Here is a 17984-nt window from a genome sequence, read left to right on the forward strand (position 1 = left end):
ACACCGTTGTTTCAGACACTTGTGAGAGACATTTTCTCCCCCTCTCCCAAGGTTGGGAGAGGGGGTTGGGGGGTGAGGGCGACTCCAAACCGCCATATCTCGTTACCCACCTTGACAGGGCTGGCAATGCCCACCCTACTTACTCTAATTATAAACGAAATTTAATTATTTAAAAATCGAGATCAGCGACTTTCTTTTGACCTGTGGCAATCGTTTCAATAATTGGAGCATATTCACTGATTAAAAAGTAAATTAAGTCAATAGATCGCTGGACTAATTTTAAATTAACTTTATCTTTTTCAATTAACATTAAATAACGAAAAGTTAACTTAGCTTCTTGGAATTGTTCTAAATTAAACCCAAGCAGAGGTAAGTTACCATTCAGTTTTTCATTCACCAATGCCACCTCGTTAATTGAGTTAGCATTTAGTTCAATTTGTAGAGGAGCATAAAATTGCAGATGATCGAAATCCCCGAAAACATTTTGATTGGATTCTAGATCGGGGTCTCCCATCTTTTTCATAGCTTGATAAGCAGTAGAGGCAAAAGACAGTTTAATAAACGATGCAAATTGTTGTTTTTCACTAGGGAGAGTCACAATGACTGATTCAATGGAATCATCTGGACTAGCAGGTTTATATTGGGTCTTAAAACCCGCTTTTTGCAAGCGAAGAGCAAGCTGTTCGGTTTGGTTTTTCTGATTATCAGAAGATTTATTCCAAAACATGATGTGAACCTATAATACCGTATGAGATGTCTAGGGATTTTTAACGAGAAATTGCACCACAGAGACACAAAGGACACAGAGAGAGAAGAAGGGTGTCAGACCCCAAAATTGTGTCTGAAACCCAAAAGATATTTGGACTGACGCACCGCACCAACTGAGTAAGAAATTCCCAGATCGAGTTTACATTTTACATCTCGTTTAAAAATAAATTGCAGACAATAAAAAGATTAAATCAGGTGATTGAGCTTCATTGCCTTAATCAGATCTTTCTTAACGCTTTCATTGTAACCACTTTCAACGTCGAAGACGACATCATCAGCACTGATATCTTTACTGGCAAGTAACTGTGTAATTGCCTCTTTTAACGTTATGGTTTTCTCTTCTCCATCAACTTCTAAAGTAATTGACTCACTCCCTTTAGGCGTTGTCAGAGCTTCAACAATACCATCATACATCACATCACCTTTTTCAGTTGTAACGGCGTATTTAGCCATATAGTCTTTAATTTCTTCAAGGCGTTTTTGAATCGTTAATTTTCCACTTTTCTTTTTACTAAAGAGTTTATTGAACCAGCCTTTTTGCTCTTTTGTAGGAAAGTTCTTACGATACCATGTATGGCCTTTTCTCTGTTTTTCTGCATCGGGACTTGTGCTGGGAGTTCCTGGCATGGGATCTCCCTTTTTATCAAATCCTGTAACCTTGCCTACCTTCAGAATAGTTCCATGCTCAATATAGCGATTCAGTAACTTTTGTTCCTCCTCCATGCGTGTGACATTACTTTTCTTAATCGCCTTGTTAACATATTTCCCAATGCCATACACTAATGCCCCTATTGCTACGGCCCCCACGATCCCCCAACCAATGGGTGTGGCCAATGCTGCTGCTGCACCAACCGAGGAAGCAACGGTCAACGCCGCCGCCCCAACAGCCCCTGTTCCAGCCAATGACCCTTCTGCTATTTTTGACTTGGCACTTCTTTCATGCTGTGCGGCTGAAGTCTCTAAGCTGCCAAGCATTTGTGTAATCATAGGAATCTCTTTCCCTTTAGCTAAGGCATCTGCTTCAGCCTGTTGATACTCGTTGGGATCAGGGTCTTGTTTTTCAAGCTCTGCTACCTTGCTGTCTATGCCTTTCAGTTTAATGTGAATGATGTCAATGTCCCATTTAATCTCTGCTTGTTTTTCGGGATCGTCTGCGGCTGCGTCGTAGGCTGCTGCTTTGGCTTTTAATTCGGTTCTTAGGGCAGGAATATCTTTATTGACCAACTTGTATTTCTCGGCAAAAATGCTATCTTTCTTATCCTTCCATGCCTGCATTGCAGCTTTCTTTTCGGTGATTTGACTTTCATAATTTTCCAGTTTGGCTTCATAAGCAGTCATTGTGCTTTGAATTGCTTTGAGTTGTTTATATTTACGTCTCGCTCCTCTAAAACTGCGAATTGCGGCGACTGTCCCCAAGATAGATCCCGCAGCAGCCCCTCCTAAGAATGTTCCCCCACTAATAGCAGCAACGGTATTACCAGACCCACAGGCTGCCCAAAATGTCGTCACCCCATTGGTAATTCCATTCAGTCCAGAGAGGATGTTTCCGACTTCTTCGCCAATATTAAATTCATCCGTACCTTTCTGTTTGTCTAAAATCCCAACGCTTGTTCTTAGTCCTGTTTCACCCCCTTCGAGATCTTTCTTGGCAGCCTCAATTTTAGCGGTAGCATCCCTAGCACTTTTGATGCTTTGGGCTAAGTCTCTAATGGCTACATAAGTATTAAAAATATTGGTTGTTGCCCCTAAACCCCCCCCAACGTGACCAACAGTTACACCTTTTCCGAGTTCGGCACTACCACTCCCAAGAAGTACGTCTGATCCTTTGTCTGGTGCAGAACCGCCATCTAGAGCTTTAGACACAGCCCCAACTGTAGGGCCTGTATCCCCTGTTCCCATGTGGGCTGCTGCCGTATCTGCCACATCATTTAGTTCTGCAAATATACTGTCTTCATCGGCAAAGCGGAGGCGATTTCGTTGAATAATGCCGTAGGGCGCACGGTTAATATTGGATTTTACACCATCCCCATTTTGCTGAACCACATGGGTTAATTCGTGGGCAATTAACTCTTGTCCACCTTTACTACTGGGGTTGTATTCTCCTTTTTTGAAAAAGACGTGCTGTCCTGTGGTAAAGGCTCTCGCTTGGAGGGAATGATTGAGTTGGTCAGACTGGCTGTCTGTATGGATTTTGACACCGCTAAAGTCTGCCCCCATGGCCTGACCCATTGAACGCTGTAAGGTGGGGTCTAAGGACTGACCACTGCCTTTCGCTTGATTCAGACTGGATTCTAATTCTCTTGAGGCTTCTCCCCCGTCTAGGGTCATTGTTTCTTGTCGTTGAACTAAGGGGCGAATGGGAATGGGTCGCTGTGACGGGTTCGGACTGCGTTGGACGGATTCTTCTTCTGTAGCTTGGGGTTTTTCGCGGGTATGGATGCGTTGTACAACGGTTTTCGCAACACGGTCAGCTTCTTGTTCGTAGGGATCGTTGGCTGCACCGATGGTGAGTTTGGCTTGTAGGGGGGATGCAACTCTTGGGCTTCGATCTTCAGACATGGGACTCTGGAATAATGTTCCCATGTTATGTTGTCGCTGAATCGGCGTATGTTCAGAGGTTGGTTCTTGGGGTGTAAGGTCTTCTAGTGCAACGTCTTCTAGCGTCTGGTCTGCCTGTTTCTGTACAAAAAACTCATCTTGGGTTGGGTCTTTTGCCTGTTGCTGGTTTTGTTCCCGTTGCACGCTTTGAAACATCGCTTGAAGTCCTCTAAGCCTAGGTTCATTCAGTATAGTCGATCAGATGGAATTGAAACCCCTAGACTAAAGTAGAATTTGCTTGAATTCTAAAATTGACCCAATATTTTTCTCCTTGGGGGTGTTGGGTTACGCTATGCTTCTCCCAACCTACCTAATCAGGAAACGCATACGCCCCTAAATCATCCGCCACTACCCCATCCCACTGCAATTCTGCCTCATAGATAGGCCGACCCAATTTTTTGTACTCTGCTCGCACGGCGGACAAAATATGCTCCATTTCCAACGCTTTCCCTTGTTCTGCTGCCATAAAGGCTGCGTTAATGGCAATATTATAAATTGCACCCCCGGTTAAGTTTAATCGCCCTAAATGGGCATAATCTAACGTTCCTAGGGGCAATTGTGGGGGGAAGACTTTGCACCATAATTGCTGACGGTATTCTGCGGAGGGGAAGGGGAAGTCGATAATAAAGCGGAGACGACGGAGAAATGCCTGATCTACCGCATCTTTTAAGTTTGTGGCTAAAATGGCTAAACCGCGATAGGCTTCTATGCGTTGGAGTAGATAATTAATCTCTAGATTCGCATAGCGATCGTGGGAATCTTTCACTTCACTGCGTTTGCCAAATAAAGAGTCTGCCTCATCAAAGAAAAGAATTGCCCCTCCTTCCTCTGCGGCATCAAATAAACGGCGTAAATTCTTTTCGGTTTCTCCAATATATTTATTGACTACTGAAGATAAATCAATGCGGTAGAGATGGAGGTTTAATTCATTGGCAATGACTTCTGCGGCCATGGTTTTCCCTGTGCCACTTTCTCCGGCAAATAAGGCCGCTGTCCCTAAACCGCGATTGAGGCGATCGCGGAATCCCCACTGATCATACACCTGTCCCCGCAACCGCACCTGATGAACAATTTGCTGTAACAGTCCCACTTCTTCTTCGGGTAAGACTAAATGATCCCAAGTGGCTTTCACAGTTAACCGTTGTGCTAAATTGTCTAAACGGGGTTGGGTCCGTTGTAAGCAGGTATTCCACAGTTTTTCGGTGGGTGGGGTTTCTTTCCCTTGGACGGTTGCAATCTCTTCAATTTCTCCAAAATTCAAATTAAATTGACTGGATAAAATGAGAGGACTTTCCCCACCCTCTGCGGTTAATAGGCTTTCCCAAGCGTGACGCTGTTCTTTGGGGGTGGGTTTCTCGACGGTAATGGCGATCGCGTCTCGATTGGGGGGTAAACTGGTCACGCGACTATCGAGAAACAGTAAACCGCGATTTTGACTGAGGAAACGTCGCAAGACAACCCCACTGGTTGAACCGGAGGTGACTTCTTGGGTGTCAATATACAAGGCCAAGGCTAACAGATGTTCTTCCCGTTCCCACAAGCGCATAAATTCGGCAAATTCGGAGTTGGCCGCTGGGATTAATTCTCCCATTAACCCATAAAGCGATCGCCCAAAGGTGGCGACTACTTCTCGTGCAATTTGCTGTTTGGCTAAGGCATCACTGCCCAATAACTGGATAATGGGTAATGAGGCCCCCAGTTGACTGTGTTGTAAAATTTGGCAAATTTCTTGGGTAATTTGTTGCTGAGATGGTGCCAGGTTAGGGAGTTGAGTGTTGTTTCGACGCTTCGATAGGGGAAACAACAATGACGCTAAACGATGATCTAATTGATTTGATCCGGTGATGAAATTAAGAATGCGATCGTCGATTTTTAGGGGACTTAACATCAAGGGGACAGACCCATTGGTGAGGACTTCCAACAGTCTCCAGTAACGCAGAGGGTGTTCTGAGGACATGGCCTCCCAACTGGGTTCATCAAAAACATTAAAGGCTAAGGAAAAGGTGGGATAAATTTTAGTTGAATCCCCTTGTAAACGGGCGCAAAGGTGGGTAATGGCCGGGTCTAACTCTATGGCGACACAAAGGAGTAATATGCCTTGTTCTAAGGGGGATAACTGAAAACAATCACCGAGGTATTGGAGGGTAGGAGGGGTGGGGATGCTGAGAATTGGGGTTTCTTCTCCTGCTTTCGCTTGTAAGCGCGATCGCAGTCCTTCTAAAGCGGTGGCTAAGACTTGTTGATTATCCTGCATTTTCTCTCACCCGAATGATTTGATTGTCTGCAAATTCTGAGGGACTGGTGGCAAAATCGACGGGAATACTATCCACACCGTCCACCCGCAACCGCACCACATAATCCCCTGGTGGGACATTACTCACCCGAAAGGTGAGGGTTGAGGGGTCTGTGGGGGAGTCGGGGGTTGAGATATTCTGCACAGGAATACCGCGATCGCCTAATAATAACACTACCCGTTGAGTCGGCCGCACTTGGGGAAGGCAAGTAATTTCAATGGTAAGATTTCCCACGGTGGCCGCTTGCGGGGATATGCTCAAAATCTGCGGCGCGATCGCTAGGGGGAATTCTTCGCTGGTTCGCACATACTCTGCTTGAGGAGTCACCACGGACAGCGTATAAAATCCGGCCACCCACTGAGAGGCAATTTCGGGCGTTTCGTCAGGAGTCGGAAGTTGAACTTGCAATTCTTCCTCTGTCGGCTGATCTAAAGGAGATAAGAGAAGGGAGTCTTCTAGGACAGGATGAAGCAACCGCACCGAGAGATGGGGATTGTTCAAGAATGACCCTTGCAGGGTTAAAATATCCCCAAATTGGGCGCTGCGTTGGCCATGGGGCAATTGAATCTTGTTTAATGCAGGAACACCGATACTGCTAAAGGTGCGACTGCCATTCGGTGTATTTTCGTTAGTTTGCGGTAGGACGGGTAACGCGACTTTCACCGGAATACTACTATCGAGAACCACCACGGACACTTGATAAGCCGCAGAGGTACGATACTGGGCTTGTAAGGCTTGCCAAATTTTCGAGATGTCTTCAAAAGAAAGAGATTGAGGGGAGATACTGAGGCCGTCTAGTTGCTCATGCAGATTACTTTCGGGCAAACTATTCTGAGTCGCTGCGGCAATTTCTGTGGGGGTTAAGATTTTATGGTCGTGTAATAGACTCATAATCCGACCGAGTAGCTGATGGCCAGCAATTTCGTCATCATTTTTCCCATAGGCAGAGATCAGATAAAACAAATCTAACCCTAGTGGGGGTTCATCGGTCATCCCCTGTTTCACTTGCGTCATTTTCGGACGGTTCAACCACGCGGGGTTCGGTTGTGCGTGGTAAAGAAACAGATTGACTTGTTGGTTGTCCTGATTGCTGCGAGCTTTATCTGGGGGAAGCGTTGTAATATTCCCACTGCCGAGTTCGTCTCGGAGTCCCAAAAAGAGTAGGTTTTGTAATGTGGCTGTAACCGCCGCGATCGCTAGCGAATTGCTCATCCAACCTTAAATAAGATTTAAATTTGATTTTTATGGAAAAGGAAAAAACATCAAACCTTATCCTTCGACTAGATGACTACTAGCTTAAAAGAACGATGTACCCATGTCGATCATTGTTACCAACTGTTGAAACTGCGATCGCCTTTTCAACCCAGTCTTATTTCACTGTATCATTAGTTAACTAATGAGTTAACTAAGGTAAAAGCAGGGAAAATAGATAACGAAGCAGCAGTACGGGGTAAAAGACGAATTGATTTAACCATTGATCTAGTTAGGAAACATTAAGAAATCACTAATCCGTTCGTAGTAAGCCTTTTAGGGCTTCCCCCTCTAACACTGTAACACTTAATATATATTTCTAGTTTATGAATTATTAATTTAATTTGCGCGTTAATCTCTCAACCCGTTTTAACGGGTTTAAGCTCTTAGCCTTGGGTTTTAACCCAAGGTTTCACAACCAACTAATAAAAATCAATAAACAACTAATAACAATTAACCAATAACAAAAAATGCCCAATCCCCCAAAACAAATAAACCAATTCATTTGTACAGAAACACTAGATCAAACCGGAGAAAGCGGAGAAAAAACCGTCTGGCACGCCCTACAAACCGCCTTTAAAACGCACTCCTGTTTAGCCTATTGGCGATATCCCATCTTCTCCCAACAAGGCACATTTCGCAAAGAACCCGATATCTTAATCTTAGACCAACAACTCGGCATTATTATCATCGAAATTAAATCAATTAAACTTCAACAAATCACCAACATCTCCGGACACCAATGGCAATATAACAACTACTTTACCACAAGCGGAAACCCTTATCAACAAGCCGAAAACCAACTCTTTACCCTCCTACAATTCATTGATCAAGAACCCCAACTCCAACAAAAAATAACCGCCAGAGCCTTAATTTCCCTCCCCCTCATCACCGCAGAAGACTGGCAAACCCGCAACTTTCATAAACTGCCCAGTAATCCCCCCATCTTATTCAAAAATAGCCTCACCTCCCCCCAACTCATCCACCAACAAATCCAAACCACACCCCCCTTACACCAAGGCACCCCCCTCACCGAAACCCAATGGCAACTCCTCCTCTCCCTCATCGCAGGAAACCCCCTCCATTGTCAGCCCCAAAACCGCATCTTAGCCGCCCCCCAAAGTCGCGGCCAAATCTTAAAACAACTGCGCAGAAAAATCAGCCAATTTGATATCCAACAAGACCGTATTTCTAAACAAATTCCCCCCGGAAGTCAGCGCATACGCGGCATCGCTGGCTCAGGAAAAACCGTTATTTTGTGCCAAAAAGCCGCCCTCATGCACCTCAAACATCCCGATTGGAGAATTGCCCTAGTTTTCTTCTCCCGTAGTCTCTATCAACCGATCTTGCAACACCTCGATCGCGCCCTACAATATTTTAGTCAAAATAAACACCACTACGACCCCAAAAACCGTAAATTGCGCGTCCTTCATGCCTGGGGATCAAAAGAGCAACAAGGCTTTTATCGGCTACTCTGTCAAGATAGCGGCATTCAACCCCTATCCGCCCAACAAACTACCGCCAAACAACCCAATGAAGCCCTAGCAGAAGCCTGTTGTCACCTACTAGAAACCACCGCCATTCCTCAACGATTCGATGCCATTTTAATCGACGAAGGCCAAGATTTAATCGTCAATGCCCCCAAATTTAACGACAAACAGCCCTTTTATTGGTTAGCCTATCAAGCCTTACGCCCCGTTGATCCCACCCATCCCGACCAAAAACGGTTAATCTGGGCCTATGATGAAGCCCAGAGTCTCGACTGTTTGCAAACCCCCTCCGCCAGTGAATTGTTAGGAGAAGACTTTGGCGACTGGGTGACAGGAGAATATGGGGGAGGAATAGCCAAAACCGAAATATTAGCCAAATGTTACCGCACCCCCCATTTAATTTTAACCGCCGCCCATGCCCTTTCTATGGGTTGGTTGCGGCCTGGGGGGCTTTTAACTGGGTTACGACAGGCCGCCGAATGGGAAGCATTAGGTTACAAGATAAGCGGGGAATTACACCCCGAAAAACCCGTCACCGTGTCACGGCCCCTAGAAAATTCTCCCCATCCCCTCCCCCAGTTATGGCCCGATGAGTATATCGGGTTTAATAGTTACCCCACCCGACAGGAGGAGGTGTCGGCCTTGGCCGAGAATATTTTCTATAATCTCCGTCAGGATGGGTTACGGCCAGCGCGAGATATTTTGGTGATTATTTTGGGGGATATTTACGCAGCAGCAAAGTTAGAGAAATATGTGGCTAATTTTCTTCGTCAACAGGGAATTGATATTTATATTCCCACTGCGATCGACTGTAATATTTTAAAACCTGATCCCCAACAACGCTATCCCAATCAATTTTGGTGGGAGGGGGCCGTGACAATTTCCCGCATTCATCGGGCTAAGGGGCAAGAAGCGGCTATGGTGTATGGGGTGGGGTTAGATCAGGTGGCGACAGCAGAAAGGGAGTTATCTTTGCGAAATCAGCTTTTAGTGGCGTTTACGAGGGCGACAGGATGGTTGCAGGTGTCTGGGGTGGGGGAGTATCCCTTGTATGAGGAGTTGCGGGAGGTGTTATATCGGGGAGATACTTTCCCGTTGCGACTCCCTCCCCACTTTCCCAGGGAGTTAACGGTGACGGATGCGGGGGAGTTGTTAAAGCGGTATGGGAGGGGAGGCCGCAATTTTCGCTATGGCAATTTTGCTGATCTCCAGTTGGCGGGGGTTTGTTTACGGAATGCCAATTTTATTGGGGCAAATTTCCGCAATGCTAATTTACGTTATGCTAGTTTGGAGGGAGCAAAGTTAATTGGGGCAGATTTAACTAATGCAGATTTAACGGGGGCGAATTTACGGAAGGCTAAGTTAATGAATGCACGGTTAATGGGGGTGAATTTACAGGGGGTTGATTTAAGTTTGGCGGATGTGACGAATGTGGAGTTAGGAGTTAGAAACAATTAGCAATTAGCAATTAGCAATTAACAAACTGGTTTTTAGTTATTTGTTCTTGAATCAATTACTCATTACCCATTACCCATTAACCATGAAACGTTCTTTAACTCATCAAATTACCCTGCGTGTCTTGTTATTGAGTTTAATTGGAGTATTGGGGATTGGTAGTGCAATTTTATTGAGGTTTCAAAGTACCTTACAACAGATTGAAAAGCGTCTCAGTGAGGCCGCAGTGGACGCGACGGTGACGTTTGATCTGTTTTTTCTAAATCTTGAAAGTGAATTAGTTGCTATTAGTACATCTCTCTCTACCAGTAATAACACAGATCAGGTGCTTCGACAAGTTTTATCTCGAAATCTCTCTATTGTGGATTTAATAATAGTAACTCAGGAAGGAGAGATTATTGCCCAACAACATCGATCTTCTAGGGAGAAAGTAGAGCAAATGACACTTCCTTCTTGGTTCAATAAATCCCCGCAATGGGGGGAAGTGGTGTATAGTCCGGTTCAATTTGATCAACAATCTCCCTATTTAGAAATGGCCGTCAATGTCACCGATGAAATTGGCCTCTCTAAGGGGATTTTGTTGGCTAGAATTGATTTGACGGAGTTGTGGGATACAACCATTGCGTTACAGGTGGGGGACACGGGGTATGTGTATCTGACTGATGAGAGTGGTAAGATTGTGGCCTCTCGGAATCGGAGACTTTTGGAAAGTAAACCTAACACCCTTGCTGATCAACCACCGGAAAGAGTGCTTAATCAAGCGTTACAGTTTAAACAGGGGTTGCGAGATCAACGGGTGTTTTTGGTGGGACGACCGTTGCAGGTTGTGCCGTGGTATGCTGTGGTGGAACAGTCGGCTAAGGAGGCGATCGCACCTTTCCTCCTTCCCACCCTCCTCTCCCTCCTCATCCTCCTCTGTGTCCTCATTCTCATCTATACCAGCATTCAATTTAACCGTCGTCGCATTATTTCCCCCCTGGTCCAACTTCACCACGCAGTCACCGATATTGCAACAGGAGACTTACACCAAACTGTCCGCATTCAAACCGGGGACGAGTTTGGGGAATTGGCCCAAGCGTTTAACCAAATGACCGACCAACTCACCCACTCCTTCGCCACCTTAGCCCAGAAAAACGAAGAATTGCAACGACTCGACCAACTGAAAGACCAATTTTTGGCCAACACCTCCCACGAATTACGCACCCCCCTCAATGGTATGATTGGCCTAGCAGAATCCCTGTTAGACGGGGGAACAGGAGAACTTAACCCCAAACAACGGGATAATCTCTTAATGATTGCCCAAAGTGGTCATCGCTTGGCCAATTTAGTTAATGATATTCTAGATTTCTCTAAATTGAAACAAGAGAAATTAGAGTTACAACTCAAACCCATTAACTTGGCCTCCCTTGGTGAGGTGGTGTTAACGTTAGGACAAACCTTAGCCCAATCTAAAAACTTAGACCTTATTAATGATATTTCCCCAGACCTTCCCCCGGTTTTAGCCGATGAAAACCGCTTACAGCAAATCCTGTATAATTTAGTGGGAAATGCCATTAAATTTACTGATTATGGCCATGTCACCCTCAGCGCGAAATTAGACTCCCCTTCGCAAATGTCTATCACCGTTGCAGACACCGGAATTGGCATCCCTAATGATAAATTAAAGCAGGTTTTTGAATCCTTTGAACAGGCTGACGGTTCAACCGCAAGACAATATGGAGGAACAGGACTCGGCCTCGCCGTTAGTAAAGATTTAATTGAACTACATCAGGGAACAATTACTGTAGAATCTACCGTAGGAGAAGGGTCACAATTTACCTTTACTTTACCCATTTCCCCAGAAGACCCAGACTCCGCAATAAATCTCCCTTCTCTCACTTCTTTCTCATCGCCATTTTCCCCCAACATAAATCAGAATCAAACTTCTATTTCGTTAATACCAGAAACAGAAGTTAAAGTGTTAATTGTTGATGATGAACCGATTAATTTGCAAGTTCTACTCAATAACTTAACTCCCGAAAATTATAACATAACTCAGGCTAGTAATGGCGAAGAAGTGTTAAAAATTATTGAGCAAGGATATACGCCTGATGTAATTCTTTTAGATGTTATGATGCCTAAAATGACGGGGTATGAAGTGACAGAGATTTTGCGGGAAACTTACTCTCCGACGGAGTTACCCATTTTACTCTTAACCGCAAAAACCCAAGTTCAAGATATTGTGGCCGGGTTTAATGTAGGGGCGAATGATTATCTAACCAAACCTATCGCTAAAGATGAATTATTAGCCCGATTAAAAACCCATCTCAAATTACGCTATCTCTATCAAGAAAACGTTCGTTTGGCCGCAGAATTAGAGATTACTCGTAAGTTACAAGAAATGATCATTCCAGGGGAAGAAGAATTAGAGCAGATTAAAGAGTTACAAATTGCCGGATTTATGCAGCCTGCGGAGGAAGTAGGGGGCGATTTTTATGATATAATTAAACAAAATGGTAGTCTTAAATTTTGTATTGGGGATGCCACTGGACATGGGTTAGAAAGTGGGCTATTAATGATTATGATGCAAACCGCTTTACGAACGCTACATGAAAGTAAAATTGATGATCCGGTGCAGTTATTTGATATTTTAAATCGGACAATTTATGGGAATTTACAACGCATTAAGTCTCATAAAACCATGAGTTTGGCTATTTTGAGTTATCGGGACGGGGAGTTACAATTAAGTGGTCAACATGAGGAGGTGATTATTGTTCGCAATGATGGTCAATTGGAACGCTTTGATACGCTTGATCTTGGGTTTCCTATTGGGTTAGATGAAAATATTGCTGAGTTCTTTTCTCAATTGCGTATTCCGTTAAATGATGGGGATGTGGTGGTGCTTTATACGGATGGTATTACGGAAGCGGAAAATGATGAGCAGGTGCATTATGGGTTAGAGCGACTTTGTACGGTGGTACAAGAAAATTATCAGCAGTCTCCCCAAGCTATTCGAGATTGTATTATTGCGGATGTAAATGAGCATCGAGGGAGACAAGTTTTGTTAGATGATTTAACTTTGGTGGTGTTTAAGAAATAGGGGAGATAGGGGAGATGGGGGAGATGGGGGAGATGGGGAGTAACAACTTATTACTATTTACTATTTACTGTTTACTGATTACTGATTACTGTTTACTGATTACTGTTTACTGTTCCCTGTTCCCTTTTTCACAAACAACCAACAACAAAAAACCCCCCTAACCCCTATGAACCGGAATTTTAATAATAAATTCTGTTCCTTGATCAGGGTGGGAAATGCAATCAATTTCTCCGCCGTGTTTCTCGACGATGATTTGATAACAAATAGAGAGTCCTAACCCTGTTCCCTTACCGACGGGTTTACTGGTATAGAAGGGGTCGAAAATACGGGTTTTGATGTCCTCTGGAATGCCTTTTCCGTTGTCCTGAACACGGATTATGACATGGGGAGGGTCTTGATCTTCGTTGAATTCGGTGCGCAGGGTTAATTGGGGTTGGAAGTCTGGGGTCTCTTGTTGTTTGCTTTCTAAGGTATCTACGGCATTGTTAAGTAAGTTCATGAAGACTTGATTAATTAACCCTGCATAACAATCCACTTGGGGTAATTCTCCGTACTGTTTCTCGACGTTGATTTGGACTTTATTGCTTTGTAAGCGACTTTGCAAGATGACTAGGGTGTTGTCGAGTCCCTCGTGGAGATCAACGGGTTTGCAGTCTGCTTCGTCGAGACGGGAAAAGTTGCGTAAGGATTGTACAATGTTTCGCACTCGTTCGACTCCGACTTTCATGGAGTTGAGGAGTTTGGGGAAGTCGCTGGCGATGAAGTCTAAGTCTGTGTCGTCTAGGGCCTCTTGTAGGTCGGGGTCGGGGTTGGGGTAATGGTCTTGATAGCGGTTTAAGAGGTCGAGGATGTCTTGCATATAGTCTGCTGCATGGCTAATGTTCCCCTGAATGAAGGAGATGGGGTTATTAACTTCATGGGCAATGCCGGCCACCAGTTGCCCCAGACTGGACATTTTTTCGGTTTGGATGAGTTGGGTTTGGGTTTTTTGTAAGTCTCGGAAGGCTTGTTCCAGTTGGCTTTGGGATTCACGGAGGGCGGCTTCTGTGCGCGATCGCTCTTTTAATTCGGTTTCTACTTGTTCAAATAAGGCGGCCTGCCGAATGGCAATGCCCAGTTGGACACTGAGTTGTTTTAAGAGTTGAATTTCTTGGTCTTGCCAATGGCGGGTGTCTCGGCAATGATGGGCGATGAGTAACCCCCAGAGGTTATCTTGGTCAATGACCGGGACAACTAGATTGGCTTTCACTTCAAATTGTGCCAACATCTCAATATGACATTCATCTAACCCCACGTTGTAAATGTCGTGAATGGCGCGAACTCGTCCCTGTTGGTACAGGGGAAAGAGGGAGGAGAGAAAACAATCATCTTGGATCATTGTCTCTACAACGGGAGTCCAGCCTTCTCCCACGGACTCCACGACTATATCCCCACTGTGGTCTGGGTTGAAGCGATACAACACTACGCGGTCGGTTTCGAGAACATTACGCACTTCTTCGACGGCGGTGTTGAGGACTTCTTTCAGGTCGAGGGATTGGCGGATGCGTTGGGCAATTTGACTCACCAGTTGTTCACGGGTGGCTAGGGACCGCAATTGGTGTTCGTTTTGTTTCTGTTGGGTGATTTCTTGGGTTGTCACCATCCCCCCCGAAATTGTGCCGTTTTCGTCGTAGATGGGGGCGGTGTTGACGAGGAAGTGTTTGTCTAAATATTCGTATTCCCAAACCCGGGATTCTCCTGCTAAGGCGGCTTGATAACCGGGGGTGAAGGTTTGGGCGACTTCGGGGGAGAAGACTTCGCCGAGGGTGCGGCCTTCGATGCTTTCTTTGGAGAGGCCGATGGTTTCTAAGCCTTTGCCTTCGGCGAGGAGATAGCGGAAGTCTCGGTCAAAGAGGAGGACGACTCCGTTGGGGATATTGCGGGCGAGGAGGCGATATTGTTCTTCTTTTTCCCGGATTTGGGCTTCGGTGGCTTTGCGATCGCTGATATCCCGTGTAAAGGCACAATTATACTCTTGTCCGTTAAACTCAATGTAATTAACGGTAATTTCGATGGGAATAATGCGCCCGTCCTTGGTTTGGTTGCTGGCTTCCAGGGTAAAAGACCCCTGTTCTTTGAGTTGTTGCCAATGCTGTTCCCAGGCTTGTTGGCTGTATCCTGGCGCAATGTCGGGAATGGTGAGGCGGCAGAGTTCTTCTTTAGAATAGCCTAGCAGTTCGGTGGCGGCTTCGTTGACGTACCAAATATGACCTGTGGGTTTAATGAAAAAGGTAGCATCGGCGGACCGTTCTAGGGAAAACTGCATTAATTGACGCAGTTTGGTTTCTAGTTGGCGATCGGTAATATCTTGGTGAATTTCCACCCAATGGGTAATTTGGCCGGACTCCTCTACGATGGGAAAGGCGGTTAATTCATCCCAAAAAAATGTGCCGTCCCGTCGGGGGTGTTTTAAGATGACTTGATAGGTTTGTTGGTCTCGAATGGCTGCTTTGAGACGAGTGGCCAGGGGAGAGGGGGTTTGGTCTTGTTGCGGGTTTTCTTCTCGCTTGAGAAAGTCGCTGTTACGTCCGATGAGGTCTTGGGCATCATACCCGGTCATCTCTGCAAATACCGGATTACAGTGAACAATGGGGTGATCCGGGTGTTGCCAATCGCAGATGACAATTCCTGCTCCCATGACTTGCAAAATTTGGTCGTAAATGGGGTTCGATTTCACCGACAAAAAGGGGGGATGAACTAGGTTGTGAGTGGGTATGTTGCAAAGAAGATTATTCATTATTGTCCCTTGGGATTGGTCGTTACTACTCCCTTGATCTGCGGATGCTAGGGCCGCTAGGTGGGGGCTATCTGAGCGTTTTGGGTCTGGTAGAGGTTGCCCCCATTGGCGGTCTCATGAGCATTGGACGGTGTATAAGCAAAGTTTATTTTTTTTTTAAGCTGTCTTATGGTTGGATTTTAACATTATTTTTTTTGCTTCGGACAAGGGAAAGTCTTGACAAATTTTCACGATACTGCATATTATAAAGAGTTTTGCTATCTGTCTGGAGAGGGAAAGTTCTCCCTAAAAAGTTCGGTTCTACGACTAGGGGAGGGGGTTATTTCTCGCTAATATCAAGAGACAAAGAGAGTATTCTTTTCGTGGTGCTTGTTGTTTGAGAGGGCAAAACAAAATATGGTTATGCCAAACTGGTCGTTACCGACGTTAAGCCAAATTTTAGAGCGAGATGCAGCGTTCTGCTGGGATGAGACCCCGGAGGAACGGTCAACGTTTGCGGCCTTGTTGAAGGCGGAGCGAGAATGGTCAGGCGCGATCGCGGCCTTAGAAAAACTCCTCCTACAATTCTACAAAACCCAAGAGCAGATGACCGGAGTGATGTTATCGAGTCCATCTCCGGTGGTGAGTGATCGAACCCTCCTCACCCACCTCCACACGGGAATCTTCACCCCGAAAAGTATTCCTGAAATTGCGCGGGGTCCTGGGGAAGACAAAAAACGACAACGCCAACTCCCGGCTGCATCTCAAGACGGAGCAAGTGCCAAAACTGTCTCTGTGGAAGAATATCCCCTTTTGGCCAATGATCCTCTCAACCAAGAACAATTTTGTCTGGTTCTCACCCCAGAGTTTGGCTTACTGTTGGTGTTAGGGAAAGATTCCCAGGGCCAAGCTAAGTTTTACTACTCCTTTGACCCAGAAACGGTACAGTTGGCTTGGGTGAACTTGCGATCGCGCCTCTTAGTCGTCAGTCCCCACCATCTCCCCCAACTCGACCCCCTCATCCAACAATTCACCCCTCCCACCCCCGACTATCGACTGGTCACGGCCTTTTCCCAACAACTCCTCAACCACCTCCCAGACCTCACCACCCCCACCATTCACCGGGACCCCATCCCCACCTTCACGGCCCTCACCCCTAACCCCTCCCCCAGTGACAGTGGAGAAATGGAACTCCTGCAAGCACTCACCCACGAAATTCGCACCCCCCTCACCACCATTCGGATGCTCACCCGTTTAATGTTGAAAAAACGGGCTAATCTCTCTGACAAAGAAATCGAACGCTTAGAGGCCATCGATCAAGAATGTACCCAACAGATCGATCGCATGGAACTGATCTTCCGGGCCGCCGAACTAGAAACCCAACCCCAAACCTCCAACCCCGTACAACTCGTTCCCATCTCCCTCCAACAAGTCATCCAACAAAACGTCCCCCACTGGCAAAAACAAGCCAAACGTCGCCAAGTGAACCTTGATGTAGGGATACCCGAACAACTCCCCACCGTCGTCAGTCACCCTGATCTCCTCTCCAGAGTCCTCTCCGGTGTCATGGATAGTTTAACCCGAACCGTCCCCACAGGCGGCCAATTACAGGTGCGTGTCTCCACCGCAGGAAACCAACTGAAACTCCAATTAAAATCTAGTGACACCTCCTTTACCCATTCCTTACAGGCAATGGGACAACTTTTAATGTTTCAACCGGAAACCGGAAGTCTGAGTTTAAACCTAGATGTCACCAAAAATCTTTTTCAAGTCCTAGGAGGGAAATTAACTGTCCGTCAACATCCCCAAAAAGGCGAAGTTTTAACTATCTTTCTCCCCTTGGGCAATCATCACTCCATTTTTGCCGTATCCTAATATAAAAAGGCAGAGAGTAGTAGGTTGAGTGAAGCAAAGCGTAACCCAACATCTCCCTGAGTATTCTAGTTTCCTTAACTTCCCCTAGAGACTCAAAAAGCATCAATATCTCCCTCCCCTCTCTCCCAAAAAAAGAGTTGCCAAGAATATTATTAAGAGGAAATTGTTTTAAAAAAGGGGTTGACTTGAACTTGACAAGGGGTTATATTTATAATGGGAAATAGAGCCGCACATATATATACCCTCTCCGCCAAAAATATAATCTTTATCTATATAAAAAGGCAGAGAGTAGTAGGTTGGGTGAAGCAAAGCGTAACCCAACATCTCCCTGAGTATTCTAGTTTCCTTAACTTCCCCTAGAGACTCAAAAAGCATCAATATCTCCCTCCCCTCTCTCCCAAAAAAAGAGTTGCCAAGAA

At 45.6% G+C, this 17984-nt stretch carries 9 protein-coding genes; 3 read left to right on the forward strand and 6 right to left on the reverse strand.

Going from position 1 to position 17984, the window contains the following annotated elements; genetic code table 11:
• Nucleotides 1-169: 169 nt before the first annotated feature.
• The 4 genes from PN462_RS10600 to PN462_RS10615 form a co-directional block, all read right to left on the reverse strand.
• Complete coding sequence (locus PN462_RS10600; protein WP_272128158.1) at nt 170-727, reverse strand: hypothetical protein; 558 nt, start codon at nt 725-727, stop codon at nt 170-172.
• A gap of 227 nt (nt 728-954) precedes the next feature.
• Nucleotides 955-3522 (reverse strand): eCIS core domain-containing protein, encoded by a 2568-nt coding sequence (locus tag PN462_RS10605; protein WP_272128159.1) that lies wholly within the window; start codon nt 3520-3522, stop codon nt 955-957.
• A 154-nt stretch (nt 3523-3676) separates the two neighbouring features.
• Complete coding sequence (locus tag PN462_RS10610; RefSeq protein ID WP_272128160.1) at nt 3677-5620, reverse strand: ATP-binding protein; 1944 nt, start codon at nt 5618-5620, stop codon at nt 3677-3679.
• Entirely contained in the window at nt 5610-6872 is a 1263-nt protein-coding gene (locus PN462_RS10615; protein WP_272128162.1) for a DUF4255 domain-containing protein, read from the reverse strand. Before PN462_RS10615 ends, PN462_RS10610 begins: the two co-directional genes overlap by 11 nt.
• Before the next feature lie 509 nt (nt 6873-7381).
• Between PN462_RS10615 and PN462_RS10620 the strand changes: the two genes are divergently transcribed.
• Complete coding sequence (locus PN462_RS10620) at nt 7382-9859, forward strand: pentapeptide repeat-containing protein (protein ID WP_272128163.1); 2478 nt, start codon at nt 7382-7384, stop codon at nt 9857-9859.
• An 82-nt stretch (nt 9860-9941) separates the two neighbouring features.
• Nucleotides 9942-12935, forward strand: coding sequence for a SpoIIE family protein phosphatase (locus PN462_RS10625; protein ID WP_272128165.1), 2994 nt, complete (start codon nt 9942-9944; stop codon nt 12933-12935).
• A 157-nt stretch (nt 12936-13092) separates the two neighbouring features.
• Here PN462_RS10625 and PN462_RS10630 read toward each other — a convergent pair whose 3' ends face one another.
• Nucleotides 13093-15711, reverse strand: coding sequence for a PAS domain S-box protein (locus PN462_RS10630; protein ID WP_272128166.1), 2619 nt, complete (start codon nt 15709-15711; stop codon nt 13093-13095).
• Between the two features lie 402 nt (nt 15712-16113).
• Between PN462_RS10630 and PN462_RS10635 the strand changes: the two genes are divergently transcribed.
• Nucleotides 16114-17565 carry a sensor histidine kinase gene (locus PN462_RS10635; protein ID WP_272128167.1) on the forward strand — a complete coding sequence of 484 codons (1452 nt, stop codon included), beginning with the start codon at nt 16114-16116 and terminating at the stop codon, nt 17563-17565.
• Nucleotides 17566-17733: 168 nt separating this feature from the next.
• On the opposite strand, the gene PN462_RS10640 is transcribed toward PN462_RS10635, so the two are convergent.
• On the reverse strand, nt 17734-17984 hold a 251-nt coding region (locus PN462_RS10640), incomplete at its 5' end, for a hypothetical protein (RefSeq protein WP_272128168.1).

The organism is Spirulina sp. CS-785/01, from assembly GCF_028330525.1.
Classification (GTDB): Bacteria; Cyanobacteriota; Cyanobacteriia; order Cyanobacteriales; family Spirulinaceae; genus JAQMSD01.